This window comes from Nocardia sp. NPDC004654 (genome assembly GCF_040609595.1).
Classification (GTDB): domain Bacteria; phylum Actinomycetota; class Actinomycetes; order Mycobacteriales; family Mycobacteriaceae; genus Nocardia.
The window spans coordinates 15,942-34,042 of sequence record NZ_JBEXKI010000013.1 but is presented as its reverse complement, the minus strand read 5'-3'; the positions used below and the strand labels follow the sequence as shown (position 1 = coordinate 34,042).

General features: G+C 69.1%; 19 protein-coding genes. 9 read left to right on the top strand and 10 right to left on the bottom strand.

Annotation, left to right across the window (positions count from 1 at the left end):
* The first annotated feature begins 104 nt into the window (after window positions 1–104).
* On the top strand, window positions 105–1,067 hold the full coding sequence (locus ABZV58_RS33500) for an SDR family NAD(P)-dependent oxidoreductase (RefSeq protein ID WP_355004200.1): 963 nt from the start codon (window positions 105–107) through the stop codon (window positions 1,065–1,067).
* Between the two features lie 61 nt (window positions 1,068–1,128).
* Here ABZV58_RS33500 and ABZV58_RS33495 read toward each other — a convergent pair whose 3' ends face one another.
* Both ABZV58_RS33495 and ABZV58_RS33490 read right to left on the bottom strand, forming a co-directional pair.
* Entirely contained in the window at window positions 1,129–1,545 is a 417-nt protein-coding gene (locus ABZV58_RS33495) for a cytochrome c oxidase subunit 4 (RefSeq protein ID WP_355004199.1), read from the bottom strand.
* 13 nt (window positions 1,546–1,558) lie between these two features.
* Window positions 1,559–2,545, bottom strand: a complete 987-nt coding sequence (locus tag ABZV58_RS33490) for a cytochrome c oxidase subunit II (protein WP_355004287.1) — start codon at window positions 2,543–2,545, stop codon at window positions 1,559–1,561.
* A 490-nt stretch (window positions 2,546–3,035) separates the two neighbouring features.
* On the opposite strand from ABZV58_RS33490, the gene asnB reads away from it, so the two are divergent.
* Window positions 3,036–4,979, top strand: a complete 1,944-nt coding sequence (asnB, locus tag ABZV58_RS33485) for an asparagine synthase (glutamine-hydrolyzing) (protein WP_355004198.1) — start codon at window positions 3,036–3,038, stop codon at window positions 4,977–4,979.
* Between the two features lie 177 nt (window positions 4,980–5,156).
* Here the strand turns inward: asnB and ABZV58_RS33480 are convergent, their stop codons facing one another.
* Both ABZV58_RS33480 and ABZV58_RS33475 read right to left on the bottom strand, forming a co-directional pair.
* Window positions 5,157–6,125, bottom strand: coding sequence for a carbohydrate kinase family protein (locus ABZV58_RS33480; protein WP_355004197.1), 969 nt, complete (start codon window positions 6,123–6,125; stop codon window positions 5,157–5,159).
* Between the two features lie 239 nt (window positions 6,126–6,364).
* Entirely contained in the window at window positions 6,365–6,715 is a 351-nt protein-coding gene (locus ABZV58_RS33475) for an iron-sulfur cluster assembly accessory protein (RefSeq protein ID WP_067785873.1), read from the bottom strand.
* A 190-nt stretch (window positions 6,716–6,905) separates the two neighbouring features.
* On the opposite strand from ABZV58_RS33475, the gene ABZV58_RS33470 reads away from it, so the two are divergent.
* Window positions 6,906–7,577: a DUF3043 domain-containing protein gene (locus ABZV58_RS33470; protein ID WP_355004196.1), complete on the top strand. Its 672-nt coding sequence runs from the start codon at window positions 6,906–6,908 to the stop codon at window positions 7,575–7,577.
* A gap of 119 nt (window positions 7,578–7,696) precedes the next feature.
* Here the strand turns inward: ABZV58_RS33470 and ABZV58_RS33465 are convergent, their stop codons facing one another.
* The gene (locus tag ABZV58_RS33465) at window positions 7,697–7,852 is read right to left on the bottom strand and encodes a hypothetical protein (protein WP_355004195.1); all 156 of its coding nucleotides are present in this window, start codon (window positions 7,850–7,852) and stop codon (window positions 7,697–7,699) included.
* An 86-nt stretch (window positions 7,853–7,938) separates the two neighbouring features.
* On the opposite strand from ABZV58_RS33465, the gene ABZV58_RS33460 reads away from it, so the two are divergent.
* From ABZV58_RS33460 to ABZV58_RS33440, 5 genes are all read left to right on the top strand, one after another.
* Entirely contained in the window at window positions 7,939–8,913 is a 975-nt protein-coding gene (locus ABZV58_RS33460) for a helix-turn-helix domain-containing protein (RefSeq protein WP_355004194.1), read from the top strand.
* A 541-nt stretch (window positions 8,914–9,454) separates the two neighbouring features.
* Entirely contained in the window at window positions 9,455–10,006 is a 552-nt protein-coding gene (locus ABZV58_RS33455) for a bifunctional adenosylcobinamide kinase/adenosylcobinamide-phosphate guanylyltransferase (protein ID WP_355004193.1), read from the top strand.
* A gap of 154 nt (window positions 10,007–10,160) precedes the next feature.
* A complete protein-coding gene (cobT, locus tag ABZV58_RS33450) occupies window positions 10,161–11,237 on the top strand; it encodes a nicotinate-nucleotide--dimethylbenzimidazole phosphoribosyltransferase (protein WP_355004192.1) in 1,077 nt (358 codons plus the stop codon).
* Entirely contained in the window at window positions 11,234–11,986 is a 753-nt protein-coding gene (locus ABZV58_RS33445) for an adenosylcobinamide-GDP ribazoletransferase (protein ID WP_355004191.1), read from the top strand. The genes cobT and ABZV58_RS33445 overlap by 4 nt, the downstream gene beginning before the upstream one ends.
* A 405-nt stretch (window positions 11,987–12,391) precedes the next feature.
* Window positions 12,392–13,105 carry an MBL fold metallo-hydrolase gene (locus ABZV58_RS33440; RefSeq protein WP_355004190.1) on the top strand — a complete coding sequence of 238 codons (714 nt, stop codon included), beginning with the start codon at window positions 12,392–12,394 and terminating at the stop codon, window positions 13,103–13,105.
* 260 nt (window positions 13,106–13,365) lie between these two features.
* Here the strand turns inward: ABZV58_RS33440 and ABZV58_RS33435 are convergent, their stop codons facing one another.
* The 4 genes from ABZV58_RS33435 to gcvT form a co-directional block, all read right to left on the bottom strand.
* Window positions 13,366–13,545, bottom strand: a complete 180-nt coding sequence (locus tag ABZV58_RS33435; protein WP_355004189.1) for a hypothetical protein — start codon at window positions 13,543–13,545, stop codon at window positions 13,366–13,368.
* Window positions 13,546–13,549: 4 nt separating this feature from the next.
* Window positions 13,550–13,792, bottom strand: coding sequence for a hypothetical protein (locus tag ABZV58_RS33430; protein WP_355004188.1), 243 nt, complete (start codon window positions 13,790–13,792; stop codon window positions 13,550–13,552).
* 286 nt (window positions 13,793–14,078) lie between these two features.
* Window positions 14,079–15,179: a branched-chain amino acid aminotransferase gene (locus ABZV58_RS33425; protein WP_355004187.1), complete on the bottom strand. Its 1,101-nt coding sequence runs from the start codon at window positions 15,177–15,179 to the stop codon at window positions 14,079–14,081.
* Between the two features lie 151 nt (window positions 15,180–15,330).
* Complete coding sequence (gene gcvT, locus ABZV58_RS33420) at window positions 15,331–16,431, bottom strand: glycine cleavage system aminomethyltransferase GcvT (RefSeq protein WP_355004186.1); 1,101 nt, start codon at window positions 16,429–16,431, stop codon at window positions 15,331–15,333.
* A gap of 176 nt (window positions 16,432–16,607) precedes the next feature.
* On the opposite strand from gcvT, the gene ABZV58_RS33415 reads away from it, so the two are divergent.
* Window positions 16,608–17,252, top strand: coding sequence for a hypothetical protein (locus ABZV58_RS33415; protein ID WP_355004185.1), 645 nt, complete (start codon window positions 16,608–16,610; stop codon window positions 17,250–17,252).
* A gap of 151 nt (window positions 17,253–17,403) precedes the next feature.
* Here ABZV58_RS33415 and ABZV58_RS33410 read toward each other — a convergent pair whose 3' ends face one another.
* The gene (locus tag ABZV58_RS33410; RefSeq protein ID WP_355004184.1) at window positions 17,404–18,015 is read right to left on the bottom strand and encodes a GNAT family N-acetyltransferase; all 612 of its coding nucleotides are present in this window, start codon (window positions 18,013–18,015) and stop codon (window positions 17,404–17,406) included.
* Window positions 18,016–18,101: the final 86 nt, after the last annotated feature.

The following is an 18,101-nucleotide window of genomic DNA, read 5'->3' as shown; positions in this document are numbered from 1 at the left end:
TGGTAGCTCCGTAGCCACTCGGCGACCGCGGTCGACTCGGCATTGTCGGCGGGGTGCCGATGGGTTCGTTCAGCATGTCATCGGATGCGAAGGTAGCTGTATCGATGCTCGAATTCCGCCCCGCCCCGGCCCGTTTCGTCGAACGCAAACTCCGCGCGTCAGCATCGCGCGCCGAACAATCCGGCAGCCGCCGAAGCGGCGCGGACCGGCCCGGTAGAGATCGGCTCGGTACGAATCGGCCCGATACAGACCAGCCCAGCACGGATCGCCCCGCCGGGAAGCACACAGGCGCGGACCAATCCCTCGCGGGCAAGCGCGTCCTGGTCACCGACGCCTGCTCCGAGGTCGGCCGCGCCACCGCCACTCTCTTGGCCGACCGGGGCGCCCAACTGCTACTGGTCGCCCGGCGCGGCGACCAGCTGATCACGACCTGCGCGGAGATCACGTCCGCGGGCGGTCGGGCGCACTGGTTCCGGTGCGACATCTCCGCGCTCGGCGATGTCGACCAGCTGGTCACCTGGGTGCTCACCGAGTTCGGCTCGGTCGACGTCCTGGTGAACAACGCGGGTCGCCCACAGCACCGCCCGGTCGTGCAATCCCTGGACCGCTTCCGCGACTATCAGCGCATGATGGCGGTCAACTACTTCGGCCCGCTGCGGCTGACCCTCGGCCTGCTGCCAGCGATGCTCAATTCCGGCTCCGGCCACGTCGTGAATGTCGGCCCGGCGCACCACAATGCCACGGCGGCGGCCAGTTTCGCCTCCTACGCGAGTTCCCAAGCCGCGTGGACCACCTTCGCCGAGTGCGCCGAGGCCGAACTCGGGTCACACGGCATCCAGGTCACCGCGATCGACTATCCGGCCGTGCACTCCGATCCCGCCGCGGCCGGAACCGAGGTGGCATTCGCCGACCAGTACGACCGCGACCCCGCCGAAGTCGCCCGCGCGGTCGAGACCGCCATCACCGCCCGCGACGAAGAACACCCGCGCCTCGCCCGCACCTTACGCGGCCTTGCGGGCGTCGCGCCCCGCTCCACCACTCGCCTTCGGCACGCTTTCGGCCTCTGAGGTCTCTCGGGAACAGCAAAGCGCCCCACCGGAAACCCGGTGGGGCGCTCGGTGCTTACGCTCAGTGCTTCTCGGGACCGAGGTGGTACTCGAACACCAGGCCCGCGGCAGCGGCGAGCACACACAGCACGCCGACCGCGATCAGCCACGGCTCGAAGAAGGCCAGGCCAAGGGCGGTGACCGAACCGGCGGCCGCCAGGGTGATGGGCCAGAAGCTGCCCGGCGAGAAGAAGCCGAGGTCACCGGCGCCGTCCACGATCTCGGCGTCCTCGTAGTCCTCCGGACGCAAATCCAGGCGACGGGCGACGAACCGGAAGTAGGTGCCGACGATCAGCGACAGGCCTGCGGTCAGCACGATCGCGGTGGTGCCCGCCCACTCGACGCCGGTGCGCGACTGGGCGGTGAAGAAGCCGTACACCACGCCCACGATGACGAAGAACACCGTGAGCAGTTCGAAAATGCGCGCTTCGATCTTCATGTCAGATCAGTCCTCACTTGGTCTCGGGCGCGGCCGCGCTCTTGACCGAGCGGTCGGTGTTGAACGGCCGGGTGGAGGTGGCGACGGGGGACTCACCGATGGCCTCGAGCGCCTGGGCATTGGTCTTACCCGCGCGACGCTCGTCCAGGTACCGGGTGAACTTCTCCGGCGAAACGGCGCGGACCTCGAAGTTCATCATCGAGTGGAAAGTACCGCACATCTCGGCGCAGCGGCCGACGAACGCGCCTTCCTTCTCGATCTTGGTGATCTGGAAGACGTTGTCCGACTGGTTTTCCTTCGGGTTCGGCATCACGTCGCGCTTGAACAGGAACTCCGGCACCCAGAAGGAGTGGATCACGTCGGCGGCGGCGAGCTGGAACTCGATGATCTTGCCGGTCGGCAGCACCAGGACCGGGATCTCGCTGCTGGAGCCGACGGTCTCGACGGTGTCGTAGTGCAGGTAGGAGAGGATGTCGTTCTCCGGCTTGCCGTGCACCGGGCCCGGCTGCGGGTGACCGTCCTTGGTCCGCTCCTCGTACTCCGCCAGCTGCGCCTGCGCGGCGTCCTCGCGGACGGAGTCGATGCCGTTGAACTGGTAGCCGTCCTTGAAGTCGACCTCGCGGTAGCCGAACTTCCAGTTCCACTGGAAGGCGGTGACGTCGACCGTCACGTCCGGGTTGTCGACCTTCTCGTGGACGTAGTTCTGCACGACCACGGTGAAGTAGAACAGCACGGCGATGATGACGAAGGGGATCGCCGTGTAGGTCAGCTCGAGCGGCACGTTGTAACCGGTCTGCCGCGGGAACTCCGGGGAGTCCTTCTTCTTGCGGTGGAACGCGATCGTCCAGAAGGTCAGGCCCCAGACCAGCACACCCATCGCCAGCGCGGCGACGACCGACCAGGTCCACAGCTCCCGCATCCGGGTGGCCTGCGGCGTGACACCGGAGGGCCAGCCGAACCGCAGCCAAACATTGTCGATCGAGCAGCCCGAGACGAGCATCGCGGTGATCCCCAAGGACACCGCCAGCCCGGCCCGCCGAAGGACGCGGCCCTGCCCCTTCACGGGTCGTGCCCCGATCTCTTCGCTCGCCTTGTGCGCCACGCTCACGCCTTCCTGGTCGCCACACATTCCGACAGTGCGCCGCCGGGGCCGCGATCGCCCTGACGACACTTTCCAAGCACATGTCAGGCCGTCTCGACTCCGCGCACGCGTCGCCTGAGAATGGCCTGAGTACTACGCAGCGTAGACCAAACCGGCGTCTTGCTTGTCGTCGGGTCGCCCTCGACACTCCGCCAGCGCGGGGGCGAGGGCGGTCACCAGCGCATCCGCGCAGGACAGGACGCGCGCGCCGCGCGGATTCCCCGCGTGCGGCATACTCGGACACAATATTTCGGCCCGCGGTGTGCGTGGCGCGCGCCGCAGCTCCCCCAGCCATTTCGGACGCCCGGACGGGTGGCGTCCCCACCGGAGAAACGAGGTTGCCGACACCGTGTGCGGACTGCTCGGATTCCTGACATCTGACGCGGCGACATCCGACGTGGTCGACCAGGTCTACAACGCGCTGCACTGCATGCGCCACCGCGGCCCCGACGAGCGCGGCACCTGGCACGACGACCACCTCGTCGTCGGCTTCAACCGCCTGTCGATCATCGATATCGAGCACTCGCACCAGCCGCTGCGCTGGGGTCCCGCCGAGAACCCGGAGCGCTACGCGCTGACCTTCAACGGCGAGATCTACAACTACATCGAGCTGCGCGAGGAACTGGCGGCGGCGCACGGCGCCGAGTTCCCGGACGGGAAGATGTTCGCCACCGAGGGCGACAGCGAGGCGATCGTCGCGGCCTTCCACTACTGGGGCGCCGACGCGGTGCGGCGACTGCGCGGCATGTTCGCCTTCGCGATCTGGGACACCGAGACCAGCGAGCTGTTCCTGGCCCGCGATCCGTTCGGCATCAAGCCGCTGTTCCTGGCCACCGGCCCCGGCGGGACGGCCTTCGGCAGCGAGAAGAAGAGCCTGCTCGACCTGCTGCCCGCGCTGCGCTCGTCCGACGAACTGGACCCGCGCGCGCTGGAGCACTACACGGTGCTGCAGTACGTCCCGGAGCCCGAGACGCTGCACAAGGGCATCCGGCGGCTGGAGTCGGGCACCTACGCCACGGTCCGTCCCGGTGCGGAGCCGAAGATCACCCGCTACTTCCGGCCGTCCTTCAAGGTGCGTCCGTTCGCGGCGGGTTCGGAAGCCGCCCGCTATCGCGAGATCGCGGCGGCGCTCGAGGACTCGGTCGCCAAGCACATGCGCGCCGACGTGACGGTCGGGTCGTTCCTGTCCGGCGGCATCGACTCCACCGCGGTCGCGGCGCTGGCCATGCGGCACAACCCGAAGCTGATCACCTTCACCACCGGCTTCGAGCGCGAGGGCTACTCCGAGGTGGACGTGGCCGCCCAGAGCGCCGAGGCGATCGGCGCTCGCCACATCGTGAAGGTGGTCTCCCCCGCCGAATTCGCCGCCGCCATCCCCGAGATCGTCTGGTACCTGGACGACCCCGTGGCCGACCCGGCGCTGGTTCCGCTGTACTTCGTCGCCAAGGAGGCGCGCAAGCACGTCAAGGTGGTGCTCTCCGGCGAGGGCGCCGACGAGCTGTTCGGCGGATACACCATCTACCGGGAGCCGTTGTCGCTCAGGCCTTTCGAGTACCTGCCGAAGGGCGTGCGCAAGCTGGCGGGCAAGCTGTCCGAGCGCATCCCGGACGGCACCCGCGGCAAGAGCCTGCTGCACCGCGGCTCGCTCACGCTGGAGGAGCGCTACTACGGCAACGCCCGCAGCTTCAACGACGCCCAGCTGCGCGCTGTGCTGCGCGAGTTCCGCCCGGAGTGGACCCACCAGGACGTCACCGCCCCCCTCTACGCCCAGTCCCGCGGCTGGGACCCGGTGGCGCGGATGCAGCACCTGGACCTGTTCACCTGGTTGCGCGGCGACATCCTGGTCAAGGCCGACAAGATGACCATGGCCAACTCGCTCGAGCTGCGGGTGCCGTTCCTGGACGCCGAGGTGCTGAAGGTCGCCGAGCAGCTGCCCTTCGAGCAGAAGATCACCAAGGAGACCACCAAGTACGCGCTGCGCCAGGCGCTGGAGGGCATCGTGCCCCCGCACGTGCTGCACCGCGCCAAGCTGGGTTTCCCGGTTCCGCTGCGGCACTGGCTGCGCGGCACCGAGCTCTACGACTGGGCGCAGGTGCAGATCGCCGACTCGCAGACCGACCACCTGCTGGACAAGGCCGCGATCAAGACCATGCTCGACGACCACCGCGCCGGTCGTTCCGACCACAGCAGGCGGCTGTGGACGCTGCTGGTGTTCATGGTGTGGCACGGCATCTTCGTCGAGGATCGGATCAAGCCGGAGATCCAGGAGCCGGTGTACCCGGTGTCGCTGTAGGCCCGCGCGAACGCGCGCGGTGTAAAGCCCCGAATACGACAGCGCCCCTCGGTAGACCGAGGGGCGCTGTGCTGTACGGCCGGAGTCCGGCGTCATCCGATGGGCAACGCAGCCCGGTGCTGCGACGGGGATTTGTCCGATGCGGCCGCCTTTCGACGGACGGCCGCTAGGCGACATTCAGAGCAGCGGCTTGATCTCGGCGGCGGCTTCCGCGCCGTACGCCTGGGTGAGGCGCTCGAGCGCGTCGTCCTTGTTGAGCGTCCACTCCTGGGTGCCCATGGTCTCCAGCACGAGGACCGCGACCAGCGAGCCGAGCTGGGCGGAGCGCTCCAGGCTCAGTCCGGCGGTGTGGCCGGTGAGGAAGCCGGCGCGGAAGGCGTCGCCGACACCGGTCGGCTCGACCTTGGTGCGCTCGGGCACCACGCCGACGTGGATCTCGGTGCCGTCGTTGTCGACGATCTGCACACCGTCGCCGCTGAGGGTGGTGATCCGGATCCCGACGCGCTTGGCGACCTCGTCCTCGCTCAGGCCGGTCTTCTGCAGCAGCAGCGCCCACTCGTACTTGTTGGTGAAAAGGTAAGCGGCGCCGTCGATCAGGCGCACCGCCTGGTCGCCGTCGAGGCGGGCCAGCTGCTGAGAGGGGTCGGCCGCGAACGGGATGCCGAGTTCGCGGCATTCCTCGGTGTGGCGCAGCATCGCCTCGGGATCGTTGGCGCCGACGAGCACCAGATCCAGCCGCTTGGTCTCGGCGAGTTCGGCCAGGGAGATGTCGCGAGCCTCGCTCATCGCGCCGGGGTAGAAGGACGCGATCTGCGCCATGTCGTCGTCGGTGGTGCAGACGAACCGGGCGGTGTGCGCGCGATCGGAGATGTGCACGGTCGAGCAGTCGACGCCGTGCCCCTCCAGCCAGGCGCGGTAGTCGGCGAAATCGGCGCCGACCGCGCCGACCAGCAGCGGCTCGCGGTTGAGCACGCCCATGGCGTAGGCGATGTTGCCCGCCACGCCGCCGCGACGGATCTGCAGGTCGTCGACGAGGAAGCTCAGCGAGACATGGTCGAGCTGATCGGCCAGGAGCACATCGGCGAACCGTCCGGGGAAACGCATGAGGTGGTCGGTCGCGATGGACGCGGACACGGCGATAGACACGAGGCTGAGCCCTTCAACGGTAGGCGGCAGGCGGTGGAAGCGGAGATCGAGATCCCGCTCCCACCGTAGCCGATCCGCGGTGCGCTACAGAGGCACTGGCGTCAGCTCGCGCGGCTGCACGCGGGTGGTCGACAGCCGCGCATACTCCGAGCTAACGCTCGGCTCGGCTGCGCGCCGAATCACAGGCCGTCGATTTCCGCGCATGGCCGGAGCGAAGACGGACGTTCGCCTTTCGCGGGTCAGTTGAAGGAGTCGCCGCAGGCGCAGGAGCCCGTGGCGTTCGGGTTGTCGATGGTGAAACCCTGCTTCTCGATGGTGTCGACGAAGTCGATCGAGGCGCCCTGCACGTAGGGGGCGCTCATCCGGTCGACGGCCAGGGTGACGCCGCCGAAGTCGACGGTCAGGTCGCCGTCGAGCGAGCGGTCGTCGAAGAAGAGCTGGTAACGCAGGCCCGCGCAACCACCCGGCTGCACGGCGATGCGCAGCGCCAAGTCGTCGCGGCCCTCCTGATCCAGCAGCGCCTTGGCCTTCGAGGCGGCGGCATCCGTCAGAGTCACACCGTGGGTGGTCGTCTCGTTCGGCACAGTCATGAACTCTCCTAAGGACAGCTGTGGGTCAACCCGTGAACAGCGCACGGCTCGTGGAGTCAACACCACTCAGCGGGCTGCTATTCCCCATCTTGCCACTCGGCCCCTCGCGCGTTGACACAACCTCGGTGTTCGGTGGCCGGACTCACGGCCGCATTTCCGGCTGGCTGGCACATCGAATAGCCTGGTTGCTGTGAAATTGTTCCGTCGCGGCGAGTCCAGCACCACCGACGCGACCGCCGACAGCACGGCGGACGCGAACGGCGGCTCGACCGCCATCACCACCAAGACGCCCCCCACGCTCACCCCGGGCAAGGGCCGCCCCACCCCGAAACGCCGTGAGGCCGAAGGCAAGCGGCGCGGACCGGTCGCGCCCGCGCCGTTGACCGCCAAGGAGGCCAGGGCCCGCCGTAAGGCCACCCGTGGCACCAAGGAGGAGCGCAAGGCCGCGAGCGCCGAGCGCAGGCAGGCGGCCCAGGAGCGCCGGGCCCGCATGCTCGCGGGCGAGGACAAGTACCTGTTGCCGCGCGACCAGGGTCCGGTCCGCGCCTACGTGCGCGATCTCGTCGACGCCCGGCGCAACCTGGTCGGCCTGTTCATGCCGATGGCGCTGGTGCTGATCATGTCGATGTTCGCCGCGCCCGGTCTGCAGACGATCGTGACGTTGGCCATGCTGGTGATGATGCTGTTCATGGCCATCGAGGGCGTCGTCCTCGGCCGGATCGTGAACAACCGGGTCCGCGAGCGGTTCCCCGACAACACCGACACCGGCTTCCGTCTCGGCTGGTACGCCTTCGTCCGCGCGTCGCAGATCCGCAAGATGCGGGCGCCTAAGCCGCGGGTCTCACCCGGCGAGGCCGTATAGGCGTACCTCCGCCTTCGCTCCGGCCATGCGCGGTCCGTCGACGGACTGTGCCCGGCAAGGCATAGGCACTCCGAAGTTCGGCCGTTCGTGGCGAGTGCCGCGAACGGCCGTTTTCGTTCTCAGCGGTGGTGCGAGAAGCGAATGGCGTTCAGCTCGGCTTGCAGGCGCTGGGCGTCCCGGTCGACCACATGCGCGGAGCCGGCGAGTCCCCGCCCGCGCGCCAGGAAGACGGAAACAGCTACCACGACGATCGCGATGAGAAGGAAAGTCAACATGGCAGAAATTTTTCGCCTATAAACTTTCCGCCGAAAGTGGCAGCCAAGCCATTGTTCGCAAAGATCCAGCCAGGTATCCTCGGACCATGCTGTCGAAGGTCGCTGTCGTGCTGTTCGAGAAGCTGGCCATGTTCGAGTTCGGGGTGGTCTGCGAGGTCTTCGGGCTCGATCGAACCGCCGACGGACTGCCCGGCTTCGACTTCAAGGTCTGCGGCGCCGAACCAGGCCGCGCGCTTCGCTCCACCACCCCCGGCGTGACGATCACACCGGAGTTCGCGCTGGACGAACTGCCCAAGGCGGATCTGGTCGCCATCCCCGCCGCTCCCGCCACCGCGCTGATCGACGGACTCGACCCCCGGATCGTCGACGCCGTGCGCGCGGCATCGGAGGCGGGCGCGATCATCCTGACCGTCTGCTCGGGCGCGTTCGTCGCGGGCGCGGCCGGTCTGCTCGACGGACGCAAATGCACCACGCACTGGCGCTACGTCGACCAGCTCGCCGCTCGCTACCCGTCCGCCACCGTGGACCCGGACGTGCTCTTCGTCGACGAGGGCAACCTCATCACCAGCGCAGGCACCGCCGCGGGCATCGACGCCTGCCTGCACCTGGTGCGCAGGGAGATCGGCAGCGCCGCCGCCAACGGCATCGCCCGCCGCATGGTGGTGCCGCCCCAGCGCGACGGCGGACAACGCCAGTTCATCGAACGCCCGGTCCCCGCCTGCACCTCCGACAGTCTCGCCACCACTTTGCAATGGATGAGCGAGAACCTGGATCTGCCGCACACCATCGACGACCTGGCCGCGCGCTCGATGATGTCGACGCGCACCTTCGCCCGCCGCTTCGCCGCCGAGACCGGGACGACCCCGGTGAAATGGCTCACCAACCAGCGCGTCCTCTACGCCAAGCACCTGCTGGAAGACACCGAACAGGGTCTCGAACAGATCGCCGCCCGCGCGGGCTTCGGCTCCGGCGCGCTCCTCCGCCACCACTTCCAACGCCTGGTCGGCATCTCCCCGACGGAATACCGCCGCCGCTTCGGGGCCACCGCGTCGACTAGCTGAGTCATGCGCCCGATCGCTAGCGGACGAGTCCGTCCGACAGCGGCCGGAGCAGGCGAATCCGCTGCCCGCGCTTGGGCCGCAACGACGTTCCGGTGGTGCTCGCCCCTCCCCTGTCTCGCTTCGACGCCTGCGACCGGCGGCGCCCGTCCTGTCTCGAGAGCAGCCGTTCACGCTCGGCACCGCGCAGCCGGTATCAGCAAACGTGCGACACGCGCGGCAGAGTTAGCTCGGGACCGCCGACCGCCCTCGGCGGCTCAACCATCGGCATCGCGCCGATGATGGCGAGCAGCAGGCCCGGACGGCCGCACGGCCTCTCCCTCGGATCAGCGAGTTCAACGATCGAGGCCAGCGGCAAGCAGGTCGAGCCCTCGGGCTCGCCGCCAGGTCCCGGCAAGGCTAGTGCCGCGTCCACAAAGGTGCGCCAAATCGCCGCATTCCGGCTCAGCGACGCCGGGCGAGCCGCTACACCCGAGCGGGGCTGCCAGCACTCCGTCGAAAGTCGCAGGCATGGCTCGGGCAAGCCTGTTGATAGCGTGCGGGGGTGTCGCAGGATTCCGGAACCGCGCGTCCTCCGCGGACGCTTGTGCTCGGCGGGGCTCGCTCGGGAAAGTCGGCGTTCGCGGAGCGACTCGCCGCGGCCTCGGGTGCGGTGCGATACCTGGCGACCTCGGTCCCCGATCCCGACGACCACGACTTCGCCGAACGCATCGCCCGCCATCGCGACCGCAGACCCGGCGACTGGTCGGTGGTCGAAAGCGCCGACGCCGCAGCGGTTCTCGCCGACCCCGCGCCCGGAGCCGCGACGTTGGTCGACGACATCGGCACCTGGCTGACCGCGCGCATCGATGCTCTGAACGCTTGGGACTCCCCGCGGGGCACCGTCGGCCCGGATGCCGACGCCCTGGTCTCCGCCGTCGCCGACTACCGCGACCGCCTGATCATCGTCAGCCCGGAGGTCGGCATGGGCGTCATCCCAACGACTCGCTCCGGTCGTCTGTTCCGCGACGAGATCGGCCTCCTCAACCAGCGCCTCGCCGCGGTCTGCGACGAAGCGTTCCTCGTCGTCGCCGGGCTGCCACTCCGCCTGAAGTAGATCCGAGCGGCTCCCGTCGAATCCGTATGAGTTCGCTCGGTAGCGAAACGACGGTCGGTGGTGGAGGTTGGTGCGGTGTGGGCGGCGCGCTCCGGGCAAGATTGGGCGTCGGAAGCACGTGCGGCGGACGCCGCCCGACCGGAGAGGCTCGACAGTGACACACGGATTCGGACCGGTTGCGCCCCCCGACGCGCGGATTCGCGCGGCCGCCGAACAGCGGCAGACGCAACTGACCAAACCCGCTGGCGCGCTGGGCCGCCTGGAAACGCTGGGCAATTGGGTGGCCGCGTGCCAGGGCGTGTGCCCGCCGAAGCAGTTCGAGCGCGCCAGGGTCGTCGTCTTCGCCGGTGATCACGGCGTCGCGCGGCACGGTGTGTCGGCGTATCCGAGCGAGGTGACCGCGCAGATGGTCGCCAACTTCCTCGCGGGCGGCGCGGCGGTGAACGCGCTGGCCGCCGTCGCGGGTGCGACCGTGCGGGTCGCCGACATCTCGGTCGACGCCGAGACCGATCCGCTCGTGGGCAAGCACAAGGTGCGCAGGTCGAGCGGTTCCATCGACCGCGAGGACGCGCTGAGCCAGGCGGAGGTCGAGGCCGCCATCGCCGCGGGCCGGGCCATCGCCGACGAGGAGATCGACGGCGGCGCCGACCTTCTCGTCGCGGGCGACATGGGCATCGGCAACACCACGCCCGCCACCGTGCTCATCGCCACGCTCACCGACACCGAGCCGGTGGTCGCGGTCGGACGCGGCACCGGCGTGGACGACGCGGGCTGGTCGCGCAAGGTCGCGGCGATCCGCGACGCGATGCGCCGCGCTCGGCCCGTCCTGAAGGATCCGGTGGATTTGCTGCGCGTCGCCGCGGGCGCCGACATCGCCGCCATCGCCGGATTCCTCGCGCAGGCCGCGACCCGGCGCACGCCGGTGATCCTGGACGGCGTCGTGGTCACCGCGGCGGCCTTGGTCGCCGAGGATCTGGCCGCGGGCGCGAGCGCGTGGTGGCTGGCCGGGCACCGCTCCACCGAACCCGCGCACAACCTCGCGCTGAAACAGCTGCGCATGGAACCGCTGGTCGACCTGAGCATGCGACTCGGCGAAGGCTCCGGCGCGCTCACGGTCTTGCCGATTCTGCGCGCCGCGGTCGCCGCGCTCACCGAGATGGCCACCTTCGGCGAGGCGGGCGTCAGCACCTCCGACGCCGAGATCCCGGCCGCGCCCGATCTGACCAAATGACGCCCGGGGTTCGCCTGGCCGTCTCGTGGCTGACCGTGCTCCCGGTACGGGGCCCGGACGACGTCGATCAGGCCGCGGCGGGCCGCGCGATCGCGCTCGCCCCGCTGGTCGGTGCGCTGCTCGGTGCAATCGCGGCGGGGCTGGTGTGGGCGCTGACCTCGGCCGGGGCGAGCGCCCCGCTGTCCGGACTGCTGACCGTGGCGGCGCTGGCGCTGCTCACGCGGGGCATGCACCTCGATGGCTTGTCCGACTCGATGGACGGTCTCGGCAGTTACGGGCCGCCGGAGCGGGCGCGGCAGATCATGAAGAGCGGCGGGGTCGGGCCGTTCGGGGTGGCCGCGCTGGTGTTCGCCATCGGGGTGCAGGCGTTCGCCTTCGCCGCGCTGGCCGACGCGGGACGGTGGTTCGCGGTGGCGCTGGCCGTCGCGATCGGACGGGTCGTCGTCGTCCTGGCTTGTCGCCGCGGCATTCCCGCCGCGCCGGGCACCGCCTTCGGCGCGCTCGTGGCGGGCACCCAGTCCCCGCTGACCGGGGCGGCGTGGGTGATCGTCGCGCTGGCGTGCGGCGTCGTCGCGGTGCCGGAGCATCCCTGGCTCGGACCGCTCGCGATCGCGGTGGCGGTCGGTATCGCCGCGGTGGTGGTGCGGCACATGCTGCGCCGGTTCGGCGGTTTGTCCGGTGACGTGCTCGGCGCGGCGATCGAGATTTCGGTCACCATCTCCGCTGTCGGACTCTCGCTCGCCGGATAATTCACGAATTCACGTAACCGTCGGTATCACGCGAATTCATATCTTGTTGGACAGTGTATGAACTTCGTCTCTTCTCCGAGCGCCGAGAATGGGCGCATGGCGTTGCGGGGCGGTTCGCTGACCACTGTTTTCGGGAAGGCTCGGGCGGAGTCGCGCGGTGCGGCGACGCGCGGCCCGATTGCTCGCCTGGCGCGCAAGCCCGGAAAACCTTTGGCAGACAACCGAAGTCGGCGCCGGTGTGGCGGCAGGGTACAGGCGCGACGACGATCAGGGCCTGCACCGCGCGCCCGAAGACGGCGACCCTACCCACTCGCCACCTGTTTGCGCACGCCGTGATCCGACCTATCGGAATCTTTCACGCACTTGGCGCACGAACCGTCTGGGTCAGGATCTAATGTGTGCGGTATGTCTTCCGAGCGCCTCTATTTTCGGCAACTGTTGTCCGGACGGGACTACGCCGTCGGTGATCCGATCGCGACGCAGATGCGAAATTTCGCCTACTTGATCGGTGATCGGGAGACGGGCGAATGCGTTGTGGTGGATCCGGCGTACGCCGCGGGCGATCTGGTGTCCATCGCCGAGGCCGACGGCCTGCGCCTCACCGGCGTCCTCGCCACCCACCACCATCCCGACCACGTCGGCGGGACCATGCTCGGCTTCACCCTGCGCGGTGTACGCGAACTGCTCGAGAAGACCAGCGTCCCGGTGCACGTGAACAACAAGGAACTGGCCTGGGTCGCCAACGTCACCGGCATCGCGCCCAGCGAACTCACCGGCCACGAGCACGGCGACAAGGTCGAGGTCGGCGCGTTCGAAATCGAGCTATTACACACCCCTGGCCATACGCCAGGCAGCCAGTGTTTCCTGTTCGACAACCGCCTCATCGCGGGCGACACCCTCTTCGTCGACGGCTGCGGCCGCACCGACTTCCCCGGCGGCGACTCCGACGAGATGTTCCGCAGCCTGCGCTACCTCGCCGGCCTGCACGGCGACCCGGTCGTCTACCCCGGCCACTGGTACTCCCACGAGCCCAGCGCCGCCTTGTCGACCATCCGCGACAACAACTACGTCATGCGCCCGCAGACGCTGGAGCAGTGGCAGATGCTGATGCCAGGCTGAGCCTGCGCGACGCATCGGCATCCTCGGCCGGGCCGCGCTGCCGGTAGCCGACGACATCGGCCGCTCGGCCGCCCTACGACGAGACGTGGCGTTCCACCGCCTCGTCGCCCTCGGACCCCGGCCACGCCCGCCGTCCAGTGGGCCCGCGCTGCCCATTCGGGCCTGGTGGCGTCGGGCATGACCGCCGAGGCGGGGGCCACGCAACGGCCACCACGAGACGGCGACCGCGGCTCGAGAACGCGGCGGGTGACCTTCCCGGCTCAGCGATGGAACTCCAGCACCGGCTTCCCGTCCCGCTCAGCCGAGACGGCCACCCAATCGGGTCCCCCGCCGCACAGGTAGCCCCGGTACCGCTGGAGTTCGCGGCCCGATTCCCGGTCGTAGACGAGGGTGACGTAGCCACGGTCGGTCTTCGACTCGGCGAAACTTCCGATCACCACGCGGTCACCGGCGACGATCGTGCGTTGCCGCATCATCGCGGTCGGCGGGAAGCCAGGATCCGGCAACGGCCTCGATCACCTCCACCAACGCCGGGTCGCCGGGTTTGCCCTGGTCCTCCAGGAAGACGACGGCGTCGCCGCTCACCCGGTAGGAGTACTTCTCGGGCCGCTTGGGTTCCCTGCGCCACAGCTCGGAACCGGTCGATCGATTCACCGCGACCAGCGCGTCCTGAGCCGGGACCGGCACCGCGTCACCGGCGTAGAGATTTACGAGAGCGGTGTATTGCCATCCCCAGGGCGGCTTTCGACCACACCGGTTCGGGATTGGCGGGACGCCCGGTGCTGGTCGGCGCGGCAACGACGAAGGTGCTGCTGAGCGCTTTGTCTGCCACCGACGCTTCATCCCCGCACGCCGAAACACCCAGACTCAGCAACGCGATTCCGGCCACTACCGATCGACGCCCGATGCCCTCCCCAATCCCCGGCTGTCCGACAGCCGGAGCCCTACGGCCCGCCCTCAGGGCGAGCCTTGCTCACATACCGCGCATCCAGCCGTGGATGTCCGCGAAGGTACCGCGCTGGATTCCGGTCAACGTGTCGCGCAGCGCCATGGTGACCTCACCCGGTTCGCCACCGCCGATGGTGAATTCGCCCTCGGCGGAACGCACCCAGCCGACGGGGGTGATCACGGCGGCGGTGCCGCAGGCGAAAACCTCGGTGATCGCGCCGGATTCGGCGCCCTTGCGCCACTCCTCCACCGAGATCTTGCGCTCCTCCACGGGGTAGCCCGCATCGGCGGCGAGGGTCAGCAGCGAGTCGCGGGTGATGCCGGGCAGCAGCGAGCCGGACAGTTCGGGGGTCACCAGCCGCGCTTCGGAGCCGGAGCCGAAGACGAAGAACAGGTTGTTGGTGCCCATCTCCTCGACGTAGCGGCGCTCGCACGCGTCCAGCCACACCACCTGGTCGCAGCCCTTTTCGGACGCCTGCGCCTGGGCGAGCAGCGAGGCGGCGTAATTGCCCGCCACCTTGGCCTCGCCGGTACCACCGGGCGCGGCGCGCACGTACTCCGTGGACAGCCACACCCGCACCGGCTTCACACCGCGCGGGAAGTACGCTCCGGCGGGAGATCCCAACAGCAGGTACTTGTAGGCGGCCGCGGGCTTCACGCCGAGTCCCGCTTCGGTGGCGAACATGAAGGGCCGCAAGTAGAGCGAATCCTCGCCGCCCGCGGCGGGCACCCAGCGCTCATCGACCGCGAGCAGCTGGCGCACCGACTCGATGAACAGTTCCTCCGGCAGCTCGGCCATCGCCATGCGGCGCGCGGACTTGCGGAAGCGGGTCGCGTTGGCGTCGATACGGAAGCAGGAGACACTGCCGTCGCTCTGCCGGTACGCCTTCAGCCCCTCGAAGATGGCCTGGCCGTAGTGGAAGACCATGGTGGCCGGGTCCATCGGCAGCGGCCCGTACGGCTCGACCCGCGCGTTGCTCCAGCCCTCACCCGCGGTGTAGTCGATCGACACCATGTGATCGGTGAAGAACCGGCCGAACCCCGGCGCCGCCAGAATCTCCTGTACCCGCTGCGCCGGTGCGGGCGCAGGATGGGGAACATGGGCGAACTGTGCGGCGACGGTCATGGAGGTGATCCTATCGGTGCCCGATTCGCGTCCGTCCACCTGTCGGGATTCGGCTCGGCCTCCACGCGGTTCCCGCCGTCACGCCCTCAGTCGGACCGTAGGCCCCGAGTGACCACACGCAGCGCGCGGCGAGCCCGAGGACGCCCGGCGCTCAGGCGGTACGCGCCTGCACGAACGGCGGCTTGACGACCTCACAGCGCAACCGGCGGCCGCGCACATCCACCTCCACCTCTTCACCCGGCTGGAGATCGGCATCGGTATCCAGCAGGGCGAGCGCGATGCCGACCTTGAGCGTGGGCGAGAAAGTGCCCGAGGTGGTCTCGCCGACGGGTTCGCCATCGCGCAGCACCGACTGTCCCTGACGCAGCACGCCACGGTCGAGTGCCTTGAGCCCCAACAGGGTTCGCTGCGGTCCCGCCGACTTCTCCTGTTCCAGTGCGGACTTGCCCCAGAACTCCGGCTTCTTCCAGCCGACCGCCCAGCCCGCTCGCGCCTGCACCGGCGAAATACGCAGGGACAGTTCGTGTCCGTGCAGCGGGTAGCCCATCTCGGTGCGCAGGGTGTCGCGCGCGCCGAGACCGGCGGGCTGGCCGTCGGCGGCCTTCACCTGTGCCGCGAGGGCGCGGAACACCGCCTCGGCGTCGGCCCAGCGCGGCAGCAGCTCGTAGCCGTGCTCGCCGGTGTAGCCGGTGCGGCAGACGCGGACCGGACGCCCGTCCCACTCGGCGTCGGCGTAGGCCATGTACTCCATGTCGGTGGGCAGGCCGAGCGCACCGAGCACCTCGGCCGAGCGCGGGCCCTGCACCGCGAAGACCGCGTACTCTCGGTGCTCGTCGGTGACGGTGATCCCCTCGGGCGCCGCCGCGCGCAGGGCCGCGACCACCGCAGCGGTGTTGGCCGCGTTCGGGACGAGGAAGATCTCGTCGTCACTGACGTAATAGGCGATCAGGTCGTCGATCACGCCGCCCTCCGGCGTGCAGCACAGCGTGTACTGCGCCTTGCCGGGACGGATCCGGCCGAGATCGTTGGTCAGCGCCGAATTCACGAACGCCGCCGCACCGGGACCCGCGACCGTCGCCTTGCCGAGATGACTCACGTCGAACAACCCGACGGCAGTCCGCACCGCCTGATGTTCCCCGACCGTCCCCGCGTACGAGACCGGCATCTCCCACCCGCCGAACGGCGCGAACGTCGCGCCCAACTCGACGTGGACTCGGTGAATCGGGCCTTGCAGCAGGTTCGTCTCGGTCACCCGGCGAGCTTAACCGCTCGGCGCACGCGCCACGGCGACCCGAACAGCCGGGCGCGGGTCGACCGGGGAACCCATCGCACCTCAGGGTGCGCCAGCGGCAACGAACGGGAACCGTTCAGGTTCGCGGGGAGGGCGGCAGCAGCGCGTGTTCGCGCGAGTCGGTTACCGTCGGTCGCGTGGACATGCGGCCCGTCATCGATTCGGCTGAGCCTCTGACGCGTCGGGGTGAGTGGTTTGTTTCGACGCAGTGTGTTCGCGTCGAATCGCCCAGTTTCGAGAAGCTGGGGGACCAGTGGCTCGAGTTCGGTATTCCCGCAACACAGGTCGATCGCATTCTGGATTTTCAGAAGCGCTGGGGTGGACTGGTCCTGCCGCCGTCGGTGGACTACGACGGCGGGCCGAAAATGCTGTGGGGCGACCTGCCCGCGGGAACTCCCGAGCGTGTCGGGTGGTTCGACGCGGGTGTGCAGCGTGTGTCGATGGGCTACGCGTTCATGATCGGTCCCGCAGGGGAATTCGGCATCGACGCAGATCAATGGGTGCCCTTGCACGCGAGCATCGAAGGCTGGATCGAATCGGTCGCGCTGGCTCACCACGCATCGACTCGAGCTCGACAGATCACCACAATTCGCGGTGACGCGATCGATGAGCTGCCGCCCCGCGACTTCGAACCCGTGCCCGAGGTTCGCGGCCTTGCCGATACCTGGTGGCGAGGGCCGGATTCGCTGATCGCGATCCATACCGGAGAGGCCGTAGGCTTCGACCAACCAAGGTTGCGGGTCGCCCGCGTCTACAACGGTGATTTCGTCAGTCATCTGTGATGGCGGTCTCGACGAATGGGGACTACGCGGCGGACCACGATGAGCGGGCCGCGCGACCGACACCGCTCCTCCACACGTCAGCCCCGGAACCACAGCGTGATCAGGACGAACCGGGACGCCCCGCCCACACCGGAGCCGCCTCCACTGCTGGTCAGCCTCGGAACCACATCGGGATCAGCGTCGGGCCGTTGTCGGGCAACGTATGCGTGATCCCGGTGCGGACGAACCCGTTGCGGGCATAGAGGCGGGACGAGCGTTCGGTGCTCGCCTCCAGGAAAGCGGTCTCGGAGGCGTCGGAGTACGCCTTGATCCGGTCGGCGAGGATGGCGCCGCCCGCGCCTTTGCCGCGGTGTTCGGGCACGGTGACGATCGCCTGGAGGTAGCGGTGTGGGAACTCGCGCGGATGATGTTCCGCGAGCAGCGCTGTGACCGCCACCAGCCTCTCCATCGGACGAACGTTCGGGACAGCCTTCGCCATGGCGCGCGCCTCGGCCGCCTCGGCGAGCACCCGATCGGCCGAGGTCACCTTCTGCCAGAGCGAGACCGCCCAGATCTCGTCGCCGGTTCCCGCTAGCCAGACCTCGTCGTCGTGGATCGCGCGTTCGACGAGGCGCGGCGTGTGTTCGGTCCGGAAGGCCTCCGCCACCTCGGGATGGTCGGCGAGCACCCAGGCCGTCACCGCCTCGTCGGCGGACCCCCTCGCGAAGGCGGCCGCGACGGCGTCGATCTCCTGAATTCCCGCTCGGCGAACTGTGGGCTGCATGGTCAACCTCCCGTTGTGAACGACGTCAACGTTCGCCAATTTATGGAGAGCGGTGCGGTTCAGCCACCATTTCGTCACACTTGTTG